16 protein-coding genes are annotated in these 16797 nt (G+C 71.1%); 3 read left to right on the top strand and 13 right to left on the bottom strand.

Annotation, left to right across the window (positions count from 1 at the left end; translation table 11 throughout):
* The first annotated feature begins 602 nt into the window (after positions 1-602).
* Positions 603-1622, top strand: coding sequence for a tryptophan--tRNA ligase (gene trpS, locus ACWDRW_RS13930; RefSeq protein WP_451722955.1), 1020 nt, complete (start codon positions 603-605; stop codon positions 1620-1622).
* A 46-nt stretch (positions 1623-1668) separates the two neighbouring features.
* Here trpS and proC read toward each other — a convergent pair whose 3' ends face one another.
* The 8 genes from proC to ACWDRW_RS13890 all read right to left on the bottom strand — a co-directional run bounded on the left by proC (position 1669) and on the right by ACWDRW_RS13890 (position 6930).
* Positions 1669-2481 (bottom strand): pyrroline-5-carboxylate reductase, encoded by an 813-nt coding sequence (proC, locus tag ACWDRW_RS13925; protein ID WP_451722953.1) that lies wholly within the window; start codon positions 2479-2481, stop codon positions 1669-1671.
* A gap of 121 nt (positions 2482-2602) precedes the next feature.
* Entirely contained in the window at positions 2603-3403 is an 801-nt protein-coding gene (locus ACWDRW_RS13920; RefSeq protein ID WP_451722951.1) for an ABC transporter permease, read from the bottom strand.
* A complete protein-coding gene (locus ACWDRW_RS13915; RefSeq protein ID WP_451722949.1) occupies positions 3400-4218 on the bottom strand; it encodes an ABC transporter ATP-binding protein in 819 nt (272 codons plus the stop codon). The genes ACWDRW_RS13920 and ACWDRW_RS13915 overlap by 4 nt, the downstream gene beginning before the upstream one ends.
* A 233-nt stretch (positions 4219-4451) precedes the next feature.
* On the bottom strand, positions 4452-5249 hold the full coding sequence (locus ACWDRW_RS13910; RefSeq protein ID WP_451722948.1) for a class I SAM-dependent methyltransferase: 798 nt from the start codon (positions 5247-5249) through the stop codon (positions 4452-4454).
* 58 nt (positions 5250-5307) lie between these two features.
* Positions 5308-5814, bottom strand: a complete 507-nt coding sequence (locus ACWDRW_RS13905; RefSeq protein ID WP_451722946.1) for an EamA/RhaT family transporter — start codon at positions 5812-5814, stop codon at positions 5308-5310.
* Positions 5815-5856: 42 nt separating this feature from the next.
* On the bottom strand, positions 5857-6198 hold the full coding sequence (locus ACWDRW_RS13900) for a hypothetical protein (protein WP_451722945.1): 342 nt from the start codon (positions 6196-6198) through the stop codon (positions 5857-5859).
* Between the two features lie 26 nt (positions 6199-6224).
* Complete coding sequence (locus tag ACWDRW_RS13895) at positions 6225-6509, bottom strand: SH3 domain-containing protein (RefSeq protein ID WP_451722966.1); 285 nt, start codon at positions 6507-6509, stop codon at positions 6225-6227.
* Between the two features lie 85 nt (positions 6510-6594).
* On the bottom strand, positions 6595-6930 hold the full coding sequence (locus tag ACWDRW_RS13890; RefSeq protein ID WP_451722944.1) for an SH3 domain-containing protein: 336 nt from the start codon (positions 6928-6930) through the stop codon (positions 6595-6597).
* Positions 6931-7111: 181 nt separating this feature from the next.
* On the opposite strand from ACWDRW_RS13890, the gene ACWDRW_RS13885 reads away from it, so the two are divergent.
* A complete protein-coding gene (locus ACWDRW_RS13885; protein ID WP_451722942.1) occupies positions 7112-9211 on the top strand; it encodes a serine/threonine-protein kinase in 2100 nt (699 codons plus the stop codon).
* 57 nt (positions 9212-9268) lie between these two features.
* Here the strand turns inward: ACWDRW_RS13885 and ilvD are convergent, their stop codons facing one another.
* From ilvD to ACWDRW_RS13865, 4 genes are all read right to left on the bottom strand, one after another.
* The gene (ilvD, locus tag ACWDRW_RS13880) at positions 9269-11122 is read right to left on the bottom strand and encodes a dihydroxy-acid dehydratase (RefSeq protein WP_451722941.1); all 1854 of its coding nucleotides are present in this window, start codon (positions 11120-11122) and stop codon (positions 9269-9271) included.
* A 241-nt stretch (positions 11123-11363) separates the two neighbouring features.
* A complete protein-coding gene (locus tag ACWDRW_RS13875) occupies positions 11364-11975 on the bottom strand; it encodes a TetR/AcrR family transcriptional regulator (protein WP_451722939.1) in 612 nt (203 codons plus the stop codon).
* Positions 11972-12796, bottom strand: coding sequence for a sugar phosphate isomerase/epimerase family protein (locus tag ACWDRW_RS13870; RefSeq protein WP_451722938.1), 825 nt, complete (start codon positions 12794-12796; stop codon positions 11972-11974). Before ACWDRW_RS13870 ends, ACWDRW_RS13875 begins: the two co-directional genes overlap by 4 nt.
* A gap of 218 nt (positions 12797-13014) precedes the next feature.
* Positions 13015-13947 (bottom strand): Ppx/GppA phosphatase family protein, encoded by a 933-nt coding sequence (locus ACWDRW_RS13865; protein ID WP_451722937.1) that lies wholly within the window; start codon positions 13945-13947, stop codon positions 13015-13017.
* A gap of 83 nt (positions 13948-14030) precedes the next feature.
* Between ACWDRW_RS13865 and ACWDRW_RS13860 the strand changes: the two genes are divergently transcribed.
* A complete protein-coding gene (locus ACWDRW_RS13860; RefSeq protein ID WP_451722935.1) occupies positions 14031-14879 on the top strand; it encodes a hypothetical protein in 849 nt (282 codons plus the stop codon).
* 12 nt (positions 14880-14891) lie between these two features.
* On the opposite strand, the gene ACWDRW_RS13855 is transcribed toward ACWDRW_RS13860, so the two are convergent.
* Positions 14892-16640: a BACON domain-containing protein gene (locus tag ACWDRW_RS13855; protein ID WP_451722932.1), complete on the bottom strand. Its 1749-nt coding sequence runs from the start codon at positions 16638-16640 to the stop codon at positions 14892-14894.
* Positions 16641-16797 lie beyond the last annotated feature (157 nt).

Here is a 16797-nt window from a genome sequence, read left to right as displayed (position 1 = left end):
CTTCGGTCTTGCGTTTCCGACTCTATCAGATCTTTCCGATCCGATTTCCTCGGTGCTTTCCAGGTTCTCGCTTTCGCGTTTCCCTTTCCGGCGGTTCCGACTCTATCAGATCCTTTCGGCGTCTGATTCCCAGTCAGCGGGAGTTGTCTTCCCGGCCGTTGCGGGCCGTTCCGACGAGTGAGACTTTAGCGGATTCCCGGCTCCCGAGCTAATCGGGGGCCGCGTCCTTTCGAACATGGATTCCTCATTTCGCAAATACGCATGCCAATGACACGACGGCAGACAGATCGACTGTCGTCGAGTGTTGGTTGGGACTTGCGGAATGGCTGTCCGGGGACCGACCGGAGTCGGCGCTCACGTCGGACAACTCGGAGAACACTACGGACCGCGTCGAGGCGTGTCAACTCCCGCCCGGACGGACCCCTGGCGGCGTACTGTGGGCTCCATGACAACGCGTACGTGCACCCAACTGTGGTGGGCCGCCTGACGGCGGCCGTACTCACGTATGCACTCAACGGCCGCCGCCCTCGGCGGCCGTTCTCGTTTCTCCCTCCAGAGGGTCGGCCGGCCGGGGACGGCGGTCTCGACCAGGAGGTGGAGAGATGACGCGAGTCTTCAGCGGGGTCAAGCCGACGGGGCATCTGACGCTGGGGAACTACCTCGGAGCCATGCGGCGCTGGGCGGAGGTCGACCAGCACCGGGCCGACGCGCTGTTCTGCATCGTCGATCTGCACGCGCTCACCGTGGAGCACGATCCGGCGCGGGTCCGCAGGCTGAGTCGGCAGGCGGCGACGCTGTTGCTCGCGACTGGGCTGGATCCGGCGCTGTGCACGGTGTTCGTACAGAGTCATGTGGACGAGCACGCGCGGCTGTCGTACGTGCTGGAGTGCGTGGCCACTGACGGCGAGATGCGGCGGATGATCCAGTACAAGGAGAAGGCCGGGCGGGAGCGTGAGCGCGGTGGGAGTGTGCGGCTGTCCCTGCTCACCTATCCGGTGCTGATGGCGGCGGACATCCTGGCGTACGGCAGTGACGAGGTGCCGGTCGGGGACGACCAGGCGCAGCACGTGGAGCTCACCCGCGATCTGGCGGTGCGGTTCAACCAGCGGTACGGGAACACGTTCGTGGTGCCGCGGGCCACGCATCCGGTGGTGGCGGCGCGGGTGATGAACCTGCAGGAGCCGACGTCGAAGATGGGCAAGAGCGATGACGTCGGGCCGGGGATCGTCTATCTGCTGGATGAGCCGGACGTGGTGCGGAAGAAGGTCATGCGGGCCGTCACCGACAGCGGGCGGGAGGTCGTCTACGACCGTGAGGGGCGCCCTGGCCTGGCGAATCTGCTGGAGATCCTCGCGGCGTGCACGGGTGGGAACCCTTCGGACCTGAGCGGTGTATATGAGTCGTACGGCGCACTGAAGAAGGACACCGCGGAGGCCGTCGTGGAGGTTCTCAGGCCCGTGCAGGAGCGGCACAGGGAGTTGTGCGCTGATCCTGGCTATGTGGAGGGGGTGCTGCGGGATGGTGCGGAGAGGGCTCGGGCGATGGCCCGGCCGACCGTGGACGCCGCGTATCGGGCGATCGGGCTGCTGCCTGCGGCTTCGGATATCGCCGTGACCGCGTAGGGCTGCCGCTGCGGGCCGCCCCCGTCTCGGTGGGGGCGGCCGGGGCTCAGCTGTTGTTGCCGGAGGCCAGTTCGCGGCTGCGGTCGCGGGCGGCTTCGAGGGCGGCGATGAGCGCGGCTCGTACGCCGTGGTTCTCCAGCTCGCGGATGGCGTTGATGGTGGTGCCGGCGGGCGAGGTGACGTTCTCGCGGAGCTTGACGGGGTGCTCGCCGCTGTCCCGGAGCATCGTGGCGGCGCCGATCGCGGACTGGACGATCAGGTCGTGGGCCTTGTCGCGGGGCAGGCCGAGCAGGATGCCGGCGTCGGTCATGGCTTCGACCAGATAGAAGAAGTACGCCGGGCCCGAGCCGGAGAGGGCGGTGCAGGCGTCCTGCTGGGACTCGGGGACGCGCAGGGTCTTGCCCACGGCGCCGAAGATCTCCTCGGCGTGGGCGAGGTGGTTCTCGGTGGCGTGGCTGCCGGGGGAGATCACGGACATGGCCTCGTCGACGAGGGCGGGGGTGTTCGTCATGACGCGGACGACGGGGGTGCCCGCGGTGAGGCGCTCCTCGAAGAAGGAGGTGGGGATGCCCGCGGCGCCGCTGATAACCAGCCGGTCGGCGGGGACGTGCGGGGCGAGTTCGTCGAGGAGGGTGCCCATGTCCTGCGGCTTGACCGTGAGGATCAGGGTGTCGGCGGTCTTGGCGGCTTCCGGGTTGCTGACCGGGGTGACTCCGTAGCGCCGGTGGAGTTCCTCGGCGCGCTCCTGGCGGCGGGCGGTGACGAGGAGGTCGTCCGGGCCCCAGCCTGCTCGGAGCATTCCGCCGAGCAGGGCTTCGCCGATCTTGCCGGTGCCGAGGACTGCGACTTTCTGAGCCATGGCTGGGGTGCCCTCCGGGGTTGCGTCGTCCGGTGTTCATCCTCCCATCGAGGGCTTGAGTGTGGGTGGGGTGTCCGGTGGGCGGGACGTGGGGTGGGGCGTCGGTGAGGGCTGTGGCCGGCTATGCCGTGCGGCGGCGCAGGGTGGCGGCGCCCAGGGTGAGGACGAGGAGCGCGCAACCGGCCACGACCAGGGCGTCGCGGACGAAGGCGGCCGTCATGTCGGTGTGCTTGAGGACTTCGTTCATGCCGTCGACGGCGTAGGACATGGGGAGGACGTTGGAGATGGCTTCCAGGGCGGGGTGCATCTCGGAGCGCGGGGTGAACAGGCCGCAGAGGAGGAGCTGGGGGAAGATCACGGCCGGCATGAACTGGACCGCCTGGAACTCGGAGGCGGCGAAGGCGGAGACGAAGAGACCGAGTGCGGTGCCGAGGAGCGCGTCGAGGAGGGCGACCAGGAGGAGCAGCCAGGGGCTGCCGGTGACGTCCAGACCGAGGCCCCACAGGGCGAGGGCCGTGGCGAGGACGGACTGGACGATCGCGATGGTGCCGAAGGCGAGGGCGTAGCCCGCGATCAGGTCGCCCTTGCCGAGGGGCATGGAGAGGAGGCGTTCCAGGGTGCCCGAGGTGCGTTCGCGCAGGGTGGCGATGGAGGTGACCAGGAACATCGTGATCAGCGGGAAGATCCCGAGCAGTGATGCCCCGATGTTGTCGAAGGTGCGCGGGTTGCCGTCGAAGACGTAGCGCAGCAGGAAGAGCATCACGCAGGGGACGAGGATCATCAGCGCGATGGTGCGCGGGTCGTGGCGGAGCTGGCGCAGGACCCGGGCGGCGGTGGCGGTGGTGCGGGAGAGGTTCAGGGCGCTGGTCGGGGCGGGGGTGACCGTGCCGGGCGTCCTGGGTGTGGGGGTGGTGGTGCTCATCGGGTGGTCTCTTTCTCGCGGGCGGCGGCCGCGACCGCCTCGTCGACCAGGTGCAGGAAGGCCGCTTCGACGGTCTCGGAGTCGGTGCGGGTGCGCAGGGCGTCGGGGGTGTCGTCGGCGAGGATCCGGCCCTCGCGCATGAGGAGGAGGCGGTGGCAGCGCTCGGCCTCGTCCATGACGTGGGAGGAGATCAGGAGGGTGGCGCCGCGTCGGTCGGCGATGTCGTGGAAGAGGCTCCACAGGTCGCGGCGCAGGACGGGGTCGAGGCCGACGGTGGGTTCGTCGAGGACGAGGAGTTCGGGCGTGCCGAGGAGCGCGACGGCGAGGGAGACCCGGCTGCGCTGGCCGCCGGAGAGGTTGCCGGCGAGAGCGTCGGCGTGGGTGGTGAGGTCGACGTCCTCGATGGCGCGGGTGACGTTCTCGTGGCGTTGGTCGGCGGCTCCGTGGCCGGGGGCGAGGATCGCCGCGAAGTACTCGAGGTTCTGGCGGACCGTCAGGTCGTCGTAGACGGAGGGGGCCTGGGTGACGTAGCCGATGAGGGTGCGCAGCTTGGGGTGTCCGGCGGGGCGGCCGAGGACGTCGAGGGTGCCGGTGACCTTGGCCTGGGTGCCGACGATCGAGCGCATGAGGGTCGATTTGCCGCAGCCGGAGGGGCCGAGGAGGCCGGTGATCTGGCCGCGCGGGACGGTGAAGTCGAGGGAGCGCAGGACGGTGCGGGGGCCGCGGGCGACGGTCAGCCCCTCGGCGCGGACGGCTGGGGTGTCGTGGTCCGGGGGTGTTCCGGTGGCCGGTGAGCCGGGCTTGATATTCATCATGTGCGGATTAACTCTCCAGTCGAGGGGTGCCGTCAAGTGGAGGCGCGCGCGGCCGTGGGCGCGTTGGGGAAGTGATCGGAGGTGGGCGGTCCGCTTTGTACGCCTCCGTCATGGTCCGACCGCCGCCGGAACTCGCTGTGGGGCGGCTCCTCGTTCCCGGCGCCCGCCGCCGGGCTCCGGCATCTGGACCACGCGTGGGCCGCGGCCCTGGAGGGGTGGGCCGCGGTGCGCGGTCAGGAGTTGAGGGCTACGAGCAACTCGACGTCGTAGATCTCCTCGACGATGCCGTCGTGGAACGCCGTGAGGAGGAGGGCGCGTTCCTCGGCGAGGAATCTGGCGCTCGCCTCCTCGTCGGCGACCAGGAACATCGAGTGGCTGCCTATGTTGGCGAGGTGGGTGTCGACGGGGACGCGACGGCTCCAGCGGACCACGCGCCGGGTGAAGTGGAAGCGGCCGTCGGGGTCGGAGCCGTGGGCGCTGCTGCCGTTCTTCTCCACGACGGGGTCGACGCCGAAGTAGGTCTCGATGCGCTGGGCCTGGGCGACGATCCACGGGACGTCGAGGGCGTAGGTGTTCCACCACAGGGCGATCGCGCCGCCCGGGCGCAGGACGCGTTGGGCCTCCGGGATCGACTGCGCGGGGTCGGTCCAGTGCCAGGCCTGGGCGGAGGTGAGGAAGTCGGCGCAGGAGTCGGCGAGGGGGAGGATGTTGCCGTTGCCCCGGACGATCGGGATTCCGGGGTGGGCCCGGCGGAACTGGGCCGCCCTGCCGTCGCCGGGTTCCACCGCGATCACCTCGGCGCCGCGGGCGTGCAGCAGGGCGGTGGCGATGCCCGTCCCGGCCCCGACGTCCACGACTCGCGCTCCCGCCAGGGGGCGGCCGGACAGCTCCTCGACGGCATCGAAGAGGGCGGGCGGGTAGGAGGGGCGGTTGGCGGCGTACTGGGCCGCGGCCGCGTTGAAGGAGTGGGCGCGGATGGAGTGGGCGCCGCTGGAATGGGCGCCGGTGGGATGGGAGGAGGCAGCCGTCATACGGCCATGGTGGAGGGGGGTGAGCCGTCGGGCGGGGAGTTTGCGGTAAGAGGGCGGCTCAGGCGCGGCGGCGCTTCTTCGACGGGTTGCCGGAGCGGCGGGTGGTGCGCTTGTCGTACTGCTCCCGGGCCGTCTCGTACTCCTCGCGGTGGAGCTTCTCGCCCGGGGCCTCGGAGAGGGAGCGGAAGAAGTAGGCGAGGAGGGAGCCGACGAAGCCGATGGTCAGCAGGCCGCGGAGGGAGGCCTGGCGGGCCGGGTCGGGGCGCTTGCCGAAGCCGTCCCAGGTGTTGCGGAAGGCGAGGGCGCTGCAGATCGCGAACATCACGATCATCAGCGTCGTGACGAGGCCGCCGACCGCGGCGATCTGGAGGCCCTGGTAGGCGAAGCGCAGGACCAGGCAGGAGAGGATCGCGGCGGCGAGCGACCCGACGGCCACGCCGATACGGCGGCCGGTGTACCCGTCGGTGTGGTCGACCCAGCTCGTGCCGAAGAAGCGGATGGGTTCGGGCCGGGGTCCCGTGGTCGGGGCCGTGGCCGGGGTCGGGGTGCCTGTCTCGTCGCTCACCCGTCGATTATGACTCCGCCCGGCCACGGGCCCCGCTGGGGTTCAGGAGCAGCGCGGACGGATGTAGCCGTCGCTGCCCGTCTTCACGTAGGCGTCCGCGACGAACTCGCCGTTGGCGATGTTGTCCCAGATGTTGGACGTGCCGTACGGGCCCGTCACCGTGGTGCCCGGCGCCTGGCAGTAGATCGCGACCTTGGCGCCGACGGGCAGGGTGCGCACGATGGCGTACTCGGTACCGGGGCCTCGGCGCACATTGAGCTGGACGCCCGGGGCGACGTCGTAATACGTGACGGCACTGGCGGTGGGCGACACCCCCAGCACCATGAGAAACGCCCCGGCGACGGCTCCGCCGAGCAGGAGGGATCTACGACTGCGCGAGGTCATGTTCGGGTGGGTTCCTTGTCCTTGGTTCAGCCGCAGCGGGAGGCCACGTAGCCGTCGCTGCCGGTGTTCACGTAGGCGTCCGAGACGAACTCGCCGTTGCTGATGTTGTCCCAGATGTTCGAGGTGCCGTACGGGCCGGTCACGGTCGTACCGGGCATCTGGCAGTAGATCGGGACGCGGGAGCCCTCGGGCAGCACGCGCACGATGTCGTAGTTGGTGCCGGGTCCGTTGCGGACGTTCAGCCGGACGTCCGGCGCGATGGGGTAGTAGCGGTAGGCAGCCGTGGCCGTGGGCGAAACGCCGAGCACCATGAGGAAGGCGCCGACGGCAGCCGCGAGCAGGACGGCTGCCCGTCTCCGAGAGATCATGCGTGTCCTCTGATCGGCAGGAAGCGTGTCAGTTCGCGCAGCGCGGGCGGACGTAGCCGTCGCTGCCCGTGTTCACGTAGGCGTCGGACACGAACTCGCTGTCGTCGATGTTGTCCCAGATGTTCGTGGTGCCGTACGGGCCGGTCACGGTCGTGCCCGGGGTCTGGCAGAAGATCGGCACCTTGGCGCCCTCGGGGAGGACCCGGGTGACGGGATAGTTGGTGCCTGGCCCTCGGCGGACGTTCAGGCGGACGCCCGGAGCGACCGAGTAGTAGCGCAGCACCGTCTCCGCCGCCAGACCTACGGCTTCCTTCTCGTCCCCGGCCTGCGCCTCGGGCACCTCGTCGATGCGGTCAACAGACATGAGAGTCCTCCCCCGTTGATTCCCATGGATGTCATGGGCCCCGTTGATTCCCCCGAATCACGCCAAGAAACACGCGTACGTAATTCGCACACAGAGGCTAGCAAGCCGCCTCTGTCTCGTACGCCTCATCGACTAGGCTCCCTGCGTCGCGCGCGCGGACGAACAGCACGGGGGTGGTCCCATGGCGCCACAGCGGAACGCCGGAGCGGGCGCGGAAGCGGAACTTCCCGAGTACGCCGGTCACTACCGTCTTGAGTCCTGCCTCGGTTCCGGCGGCATGGGTGTCGTACACCTGGCGCGCAGTACGTCCGGGATGAAGCTCGCGGTGAAGGTCATCCATGCCGAGTTCGCCCGGGACCGCGAGTTCAGGGGGCGGTTCCGGCAGGAGATAGCCGCCGCCCGGCGGGTCAGCGGCGCCTTCACCGCGTCTGTCGTCGACGCCGATCCGGAAGCCGAACGACCGTGGATGGCGACGCTGTTCATCTCCGGACCGACACTCTCCGACCAAGTGAAGCGGAACGGCCCCATGCCTCCGGAGCAGTTGCGCCGGCTGATGGCCGGGCTGGCCGAGGCGCTGCGGGACATCCATCGGGTCGGGGTCGTGCACCGGGACCTGAAGCCGAGCAACGTGCTGCTCGCCGACGACGGGCCGAAGGTCATCGACTTCGGCATTTCTCGGCCAAAGGACAGCGAACTGCGGACCGAGACGGGGAAGTTGATCGGGACGCCGCCGTTCATGGCGCCCGAACAGTTCCGACGGCCGCGGGAGGTGGGGCCGGCCGCGGACATCTTCGCGCTGGGGTCGGTCATGGTGCACGCGGCGACGGGGCGGGGGCCGTTCGACTCGGACAGTCCGTACGTCGTCGCCTACCAAGTCGTCCATGACGAACCCGACCTGACCGGCGTACCGGAGAGTCTCGGGCCACTGATCCAGCGGTGTCTCGCCAAGGAGCCCGAGGACCGGCCCACGCCGGACGAGTTGATGCGGGAACTGCGGTCGGTGGCGGCCTCGTACGACACGCAGGCGTTCATCCCGGCCCAGCGCACGAGTGACGAGCCGGGACCGCGTCTGCCCCCGGCCGGCGAGAAGCATGAGGTACGGCGCTTCGGGAGGTTCCTGGGACGGCGAACGGCACTGGCCGCGGTCGTGACGGCACTCGTCGTGGGCGGGACGTTCACGGCGGCGCAGCTGGGGGGCGGCGCTGCCCCGGCCCCGGACGGAGGCGGTGCCCGGAAGGCCTCGGCCGTGTTCCGTCACTGGGAGACCCAGTCGGTGTCCGGCACCCCGGACGCGCCCCACTGCGCTTACGGCGCCGACCAGTTGCTCTGTGCGCAGGCAGGCGTGGTGTTCGCCCTCGATCCGCTCGACGGGCGGCTGCTGTGGCGCCACACCGTCCCCGGGGAATGGACCGGGCCGCCGGTCGTCGCCGGTGGCCTCGTGCAGCCCTGGGCGGACATGAGCCGCAGGCTGGAGGCGCTCGACCCGGCCACGGGCAAGCCGCGCTGGCGGCAGGACATGCCGGCGTACAGCGGGCTGACGTACGCGGGCGACAGCCTCCTGCTCACCGGTACCGACGGCACGGTCACCGGTGTCGACGGCACCTCGGGTACCCAGCGGTGGAGCCGCCGGATCCCCGGGCACGAGGTGCCCTACTTCGTCTCCTATCCCGGGGACCCGCTGGCCTACGCCGTGACCAGGGCCGAGAACGGCGGGACCACACAGGTCACGGCGGTTGATCCGGAATCCGGCGACGTGCGGTGGGAAGCGCGGCTGCCTGGGGCGCTGGACCCGGTCGGCACGGCGGACGGGTCGGTCTTCTTCATGTCCCTCGGCAAGGTCTACGGGGACGCACAGGCAGTTCTCCGCTACACGCCCGGTACCAAGGCCTCCCAGCGCGTGAGTCTGCCGGTACCGGTCGAGCAGGCTCAGGCCACCGTGCGGGAGGACGTCGTCTACCTGATGGGCGGCGGCGGATCGCTGGTGGCCGTCGACATGGCCGCGGGCAAGCAGCGGTGGAGCCTCGAAACGGGGGTGAGCCGGGGCTCGACCCCGGTGGCCGACGATCGGCACCTGTACGTCTCCGCGCCGGACGGCCGGCTGATCGCCGTGGCTGTCGACAACGGCAGGCTCGCCGGACAGACGTCCCCACGGCTCGGCACGAGCACGGAGCAGGTCGCGGCCGGGCTGCCCCACCCCGTGGTGGTCGGCAACCGCGTCTACGCCTCCGCCCCCAACGGCACCGTCTTCGGCGAGAACGCCCGGGACCCCGCCGGCTGGTGACGCGACGAAGGGCCACCCGGAAGACCGGGTGGCCCCAGACCGTCGAGCCGGCGGGGTTCAGCCCAGCTTGCTCACGTCGCGCACCGCGCCCTTGTCCGCGCTGGTGGCCATCGCGGCGTAGGCCCGGAGCGCCGCCGAGACCTTGCGTTCGCGGTTCCTGGGTGCGTACACGCCGTTCAACGCCTGCTCGCGGCGCGCGAGTTCCGCGTCGTCGACGAGCAACTCGATCGAGCGGTTCGGGATGTCGATGCGGATCCGGTCGCCGTCCTCGACGAGAGCGATCGTGCCGCCGCCCGCCGCCTCCGGGGAGGCGTGGCCGATGGACAGGCCGGAGGTGCCGCCGGAGAAGCGGCCGTCCGTGACGAGGGCGCAGGCCTTCCCGAGGCCGCGGCCCTTGAGGTACGAGGTCGGGTAGAGCATCTCCTGCATACCGGGGCCGCCCTTGGGACCCTCGTACCGGATGACGACGACGTCGCCCTCCTTCACCTGCTGCGTCAGGATCTTCTGCACGGCCTCTTCCTGCGACTCGCAGACGACCGCCGGGCCCTCGAAGGTCCAGATGGACTCGTCGACACCGGCCGTCTTCACGACACAGCCGTCGACCGCGAGGTTGCCGCGCAGCACCGCGAGGCCGCCGTCCTTCGAGTACGCGTGCTCCGCGCTGCGGATGCAGCCGCCCTCGGCGTCCTCGTCCAGCGCCTCCCAGCGCTCGGACTGCGAGAAGGCCTCCGCAGACCGGACGCACCCGGGCGCCGCGTGCCACAGTTCCACGGCCTCCGCCGACGGGGAGCCGCCCCGCACGTCCCACGTCTTCAGCCAGTCGGCCAGCGACGGGCTGTGCACGGCGTGCACGTCCTCGTTCAGCAGCCCCGCGCGGTGGAGTTCGCCCAGCAGGGCCGGGATACCGCCCGCGCGGTGCACGTCCTCCATGTAGTACGTGCGGTCCTTGGCGACATTGGGCGCCACCTTCGCCAGGCACGGCACCCGGCGGCTGACCGCGTCGATCTGCTCCAGACCGAACGGGACGTCGGCCTCCTGGGCCGCGGCGAGCAGGTGCAGGATCGTGTTGGTCGAGCCGCCCATGGCGATGTCGAGGGCCATGGCGTTCTCGAAGGCCGCGAAGGTGGCGATCGACCGCGGCAGGACGGTGTCGTCGTCCTGCTCGTAGTAGCGGCGGGTGATGTCCATGACGGTCTGCGCCGCGGAGACGTAGAGCTGCTTGCGGGCCGTGTGCGTCGCCAGGACCGAGCCGTTGCCGGGCAGGGACAGGCCGATGGCCTCGGTGAGGCAGTTCATCGAGTTGGCGGTGAACATGCCCGAACAGCTGCCGCAGGTCGGACAGGCGTTCTCCTCGATACGGAGGATGTCCTCGTCCGAGATCTTGTCGTTCACCGCGTCGGAGATCGCGTCGACCAGGTCGAGCGTACGGACCGTGCCGTCGACCAGCGTCGCGCGGCCGGACTCCATGGGGCCGCCGGAGACGAAGACCGTGGGGATGTTCAGCCGCAGTGCGGCGTTCAGCATGCCCGGGGTGATCTTGTCGCAGTTGGAGATGCAGACCAGGGCGTCGGCGCAGTGGGCCTCGACCATGTACTCCACGCTGTCGGCGATCAGGTCGCGCGAGGGCAGGCTGTACAGCATGCCGCCGTGGCCCATGGCGATGCCGTCGTCCACCGCGATGGTGTTGAACTCGCGCGGGATGCCCCCGGCCTCCCGGATCGCCTCGGAGACGATCCGCCCGACCGGTTGCAGATGGGTGTGACCCGGCACGAACTCGGTGAAGGAGTTCGCGACCGCGATGATCGGCTTACGGCCGATGTCCGCACCCGGTACACCGGAGGCGCGCATAAGGGCGCGGGCGCCCGCCATGTTGCGGCCGTGGGTGACTGTGCGGGACCTCAGCTCGGGCATCGTCGCTCGCTCCTTCAGACAGATAGGGCTGCTATCGAGCGTACGCCGCTCGTCCAGGCCCCGGACACGGTGTCCGGAATGCGGGACGCACGTCTCGCCATGCCGACGGCGGGTGAAGCACCCCCGAAGCGGTCCCGGAGTACCGCCAGCGCGGTCCCGGAGTAGCGCAAAGGCGCTCCCGGGCGCTCCCGGAGCCCTCGCCAAGCGCTCGCCAACCGCTCCCGAAGCCCTCCCACGCCGCCTACGGGCTGGTGAGGTGCCCCTGCACGACGGGTGCCACCCGCGCGACGATCTGCTCGGGATCCGCCGAGGCGAGCGGCTCGACCCTGATGACGTACCGCAGCATGGCGACCCCGACGAGCTGCGCGGCGGCGAGTTCGGCGCGCAGGTCGGCGTCCGGGAAATCGAGCTGGTCCCCGATCCGGCGGAGCAACTGCGCGGCGACCAGCTTGCGGAAGACGGCGGCCGCGGTCTCGTTGTTCACGGCCGAGCGCACGATCGCCAGCAGCGGCGCCCTGGTCACCGGGTTCTCCCAGAGACCGAAGATCATCCGGGTCAGCCGTTCGCCGACGCCGTCGAGGGGGCCGTCGAGGACGGTGTCGCGGGCCCTGAACGCGGGCGCGAAGGCGACCTCCACGGCCGCCTCGAAGATCTGTTCCTTGGTGCCGAAGTAGTGGTGCACCAGCGCGGAGTCGACGCCGGCGGCCTTGGCGATCCCGCGCACGGAGGTCTTCTCGTACCCCCGCTCGGAGAACTCCGCGCGGGCCACCGCCAGGATCCGGGCCCGGGTGTCGGCGGCCTCGCTGCGTGTACGGCGACCCCGGCCCCTGCGCGGTACCGCGGTGTCGCTCACGGCCGGGGCACCTTCACCGCGGAGGCCAGATGCAGCCGGGTGAAGGCCAGCGCCTCGGCGAGGTCGGCCTCCCGCTCGGCGCTGGACATCGCGCGGCGGGTGTTGACCTCGATGACGACATGGCCGTCGAACCCGGTGAGGGCGAGCCGCTCCAGTACCTCGGCGCACGGCTGGTCGCCGCGCCCGGGAACCAGATGCTCGTCCTTGGCCGACCCCCGCCCGTCCGCGAGGTGCACATGCCCCAGCCGGTCGCCCATGCGGTCGATCATATGAAGGGCGTCGGTGCGGGCGGTCGACGTATGGCTGAGATCGATCGTGAAGTGCCGGTAGTCGTCCTTCGTGACATCCCAGTCGGGCGCGTACGCGAGCATCTCGCGGTCCCGGTACCGCCACGGGTACATGTTCTCGACGGCGAACCGCACATCCGTCTCGTTCGCCATACGCCAGATTCCGGCGACGAAGTCCCGCGCGTACTGGCGCTGCCAGCGGAACGGAGGGTGCACGACGACCGTGCTCGCGCCGAGCTTCTCGGCCGCGGCCTGGGCCCGCTGGAGCTTGGTCCACGGGTCGGTGGACCACACACGCTGCGTGATGAGCAGGCAGGGGGCGTGCACGGCGAGGATCGGGATCCGGTGGTAGTCGCTGAGCCGGCGCAGCGCCTCGATGTCCTGGCTGACGGGATCCGTCCACACCATGACCTCGACACCGTCGTACCCGAGGCGCGCGGCGATCTCGAAGGCCGTCGCCGTCGACTCCGGATAGACCGAGGCCGTCGACAGGGCGACCTTCGCATCCGGGATGCGCACCACTGGTTCTGCCACGAGGGACAGAGTACGGGGCCTCACCGGACACCGGGGAGCACGAGCCCGAGCGAGGCCGACGGCCCGCGAAAACCGGCCAGTAACCCCCTGCACACGCGCGTACAGCACATTTTCCTCGCACACACGTGCCCTGGCAGCGCCCGAGCCGACAGGTCGCGAGGACCGACGGGGTGGCACACCTCACGCACCGGGCAGGGCTCCCGGCGCCCGCCGCAGCGTCACACGACGGGCATGTGGTCCAGCCGCCGCAGGATGACGCCCTCCCGCAGCGCCCAGGGGCAGATCTCCAGCGTCTCCACGCCGAACAGATCCATCGCCCCCTCCGCGACCAGCGCCCCGGCCAGCAGCTGCCCCGCCCGTCCTTCGGACACCCCGGGAAGCTCCGCCCGCTGGGCCGTGGTCATGCCCGAAAGCTGCGGGACCCAGGCCTCCAAGGACTCCCGCTTCAGCTCGCGCTGGACGTACAGCCCCTCCGTGGAACGGGCCGCCCCGGCGATACGGGCGAGCTGCTTGAACGTCTTGGACGTGGCCACGACATGATCGGGCCGCCCGAACCGGCTGAACTCCCCCACCGTCCGCGCGATCTGGGCCCGGACGTGCCGACGGAGCGCCCGTATGTCCTCGGGTTCCGGCGGGTCCCCCGGCAGCCACCCCGCGGTGAGCCGACCCGCACCCAGCGGCAGCGACACCGCCGCGTCCGGCTCCTCGTCGATCCCGTACGCGATCTCCAGCGAACCGCCACCGATGTCCAGCACCAGCAGCTTCCCCGCCGACCAGCCGAACCACCGGCGAACGGCCAGAAACGTCAGCCGGGCCTCCTCGGCCCCCGTGAGGACCTGGAGCTCCACGCCGGTCTCCGCCTTCACCCGCGCGAGAACGTCGTCCGCGTTGCTCGCCTCCCGCACCGCGGACGTGGCGAACGGCAGCAGGTCCTCCACGCCCTTGTCCTCGGCGGCCTGCAGCGCCTCCTTCACCACGGAGATCAGCTTGTCGACCCCGGCGGACCCGATGGCCCCGCTCTCGTCGAGCAGTTGGGCGAGGCGCAGCTCCGCCTTGTGCGAGTGCGCCGGCAGCGGGCGCGCGCCAGGATGCGCATCCACGACCAGCAGATGCACCGTGTTAGATCCCACGTCGAGGACACCGAGTCTCATGTACGGCACGCTACTGCCAGCCGAGCCGGGTACCTCCCCCGGAGCTGTCCCTGTCGAGGTCCCGGGCGACTTACCCTGGACGCGTGCCAAAGACGAAAAAGGCGAAAGACCAGAAGACGGCCAAATCATCCGGCGGTTCGTCGAAGGTGAAGCCGTCGAAGCAGGCGAAGCAGGCCTTGGCTGCCGACGAGAAGGGGCTGGACTTCGCCCGCGCATGGGTGGAGTTCCCCGATCCGGCAGACGACGAGCAGATCTTCCGGTGCGATCTGACATGGCTGACCTCTCGTTGGAACTGCATCTTCGGCAGCGGCTGCCAGGGCATCCAAGCAGGCCGCGCGGACGACGGCTGCTGCACTCTGGGCGCCCACTTCTCGGACGAGGACGACGAGAAGCGGGTGGCCGAGCATGTGGCGAGACTCACGCCGGAGATCTGGCAGCACCACGACGAGGGCATGAAGCACGGCTGGATCTCGGAGGACGAGGACGGCGACCGCCAGACCCGTCCCTACAACGGCTCGTGCATCTTCCAGAACCGCCCCGGGTTCGCGGGCGGCGCGGGTTGCTCGCTGCACATCCTCGCTCTGAAGGAGGGCCGCGAGCCGCTGGAGACCAAGCCGGACGTCTGCTGGCAGCTTCCGGTCCGGCGGACCTACGACTGGATCGACCGCCCCGACGACACCCGGGTGCTCCAGGTCTCGATCGGCGAGTACGACCGCCGCGGCTGGGGTCCGGGCGGCCATGACCTGCACTGGTGGTGCACGTCGGCGACCTCGGCACACGGCGCCGGCGACCCGGTCTACGTCTCCTACCGCGCGGAGCTGACCGAGCTGATGGGCAAGGCGGGGTACGACCGCCTGGTCGAGCTGTGCGAGGAGCGGCTGGCCTCGCAGTTGCCGTTGCTGGCACCGCATCCCGCGGACCCGGTGGTCTGAGGGCCCGGCGGGCTAGGACGTGGACGGGCTCGGGTCGCCGCTGTCACTGGGCGGCGGCGTCGAGCCGGACGGATCCCCTGACGCGGTCGGCGGCGGGTCCGGGTCGGAGGACGAGGGCGGCGGATCGCTGGGCGTGGGCTCGGTGGGCGCCGGATCGCTGGGAGTGGGGTCCGGGGACGTGGGCGGCGGGTCGCTGGGCGTGGGCTCCGTGGGGCCGGTCGGCTCCGGATCCGGGCTCCCCGGCCCGGGGCCGGAGGGCACCGGGGCGGACGGGCTGGGCGCGGTGCCGTACCCCTCGATACGGACGACGGCACCGGCGGGCGACACGGCGACCCGCGCGGTCCAGTACCCGGACGGCTCGCGCAGCGGATCGACGTACACCTTGATCGTCAACGACTCGCCCGGCGCGACGGTTCCCGAGGAGCGGCTCAGGTAGAGCCAGGAGGCGCCGGTCGTGGCGGACCAGCGCACCGGAGCGTCACCGGTCGCCCGCAGGGTGATGAGCGTGGTGTCCCTGCGGTGGTCCGCCGTGACGTCGAGTTGCCCCGCGCCCGGCTTCCCCGCGCCGGTGACGCTGATGACCTCGACGGTGACATCGGGCCCCCTGTCCTTGGCGTGCCGGCCGTCGGGGCGGGCGCTGGCGTTGCCCGCGTTCGCGTAGCCGCCGCCCGTGGCCTCGCCGTCGAGGGCGTCCGGGCCGTGTGCCTCGCTCGCGCTGGCCGAGCGCCCCTCGGTGCCCTCGCCGGTGGGCGTCCCCCGGTAGGCGGCCCACAGAGCGAGCACGGGCGCGGCGACGACGGTGGCGACGACGGTCGTGGTGACGGCACGCGCGCGGAGGCGGTCCCGGCGGGCGGCCCGGTCCTTGGGGTCCATCGGGAAGCCGCGCCGGTCGAAGCGGGGGGCGGTGCCCCGCGCGCGGGGGACGTGCGCCATGGCGACATGCAGAGCCGCCCGGGGTGCCTCGAGGACGGGCAGTTCGGCGGGGGTGACGGAGGCGCCGGGCCAGCGGCCGGGCACCGCGCGCTCGGCGGTACGGCGGCAGCGCGGGCAGTCGTCGACGTGGCGGACCAGCTCCCGGCGCAGGGCTGTGCCGAGGACGAGCTGGTGATCGCCGGTGAGGCGGGCCACGCTCGGGCAGGTGCCGGTCTCGACCACGGCGAGGGCCGCGCGGGTGCGCTCCACCTCGCAGGCGGCGGAGGCGAGGAGTTCGCGCGCGACGGCGAGGTCCATGCCGAGGACGGCGGCGACCTCGTGCGCGGCGAGGTGGTGGCGTACGGCGAGTTCGAGCGCCTCGCGCTGTTCGGGGGTGGTGCCGGCCGCCTCCGGCCAGGCGAGCAGGGCGAGTTGGCGCCTGCGCTCCTCCTGGACCTGTTCGGAGACGGGCGGGGCGGGGGGCCTGCGGTGCGCGTCGGTGCGGCCGGCGGCGTGCGTGGCCTGACGTTTCTGCTTGGCCTCGGCCAGCTTGCGCAGACAGGCCCAGCGGGCGAGGGCGTACAGCCAGGCGCGGCGGTCGGCGGCGGACTCCGGGACGCGCTGTCCGCGGCGCTCGGCGAGGGCGAGGACGTCTCCGAGGGCGGCGGTGGCCGCGTCGTGGTCGCACAGCACGGAGAGGCAGTAGGTGAACAGGCCGTCCAGGTACGGCTCGTACCTGGCGGGCGGTCGCTGCGCCAGAGTGCGCGCGGCCCGCCGGTCGCGCGCCTCCCGGTGCGCTCGGTGTGCGCCGGTGGTGCGGGTGGTGGTCTCCGGACTGCTGCTTTTCACCCGTGGACCGTAGGCGGGGCGAGGTGGCGGCTTCTTCCCCCTTGAGCACATTTAATCCGTACGGGTGAAACGATCCCTCAATAGGGGACAGGAACGCCGGATTCCGTGGCCGGAACGCGGTGGAGGTGGCCGGTTCCGCGGGGTGGACGGGGTCTGC

This window comes from Streptomyces sp. NPDC003635 (assembly GCF_053587635.1).
Note: the sequence above shows the minus strand (reverse complement) of the source record. Positions and strands in the feature narration are given on the sequence as shown.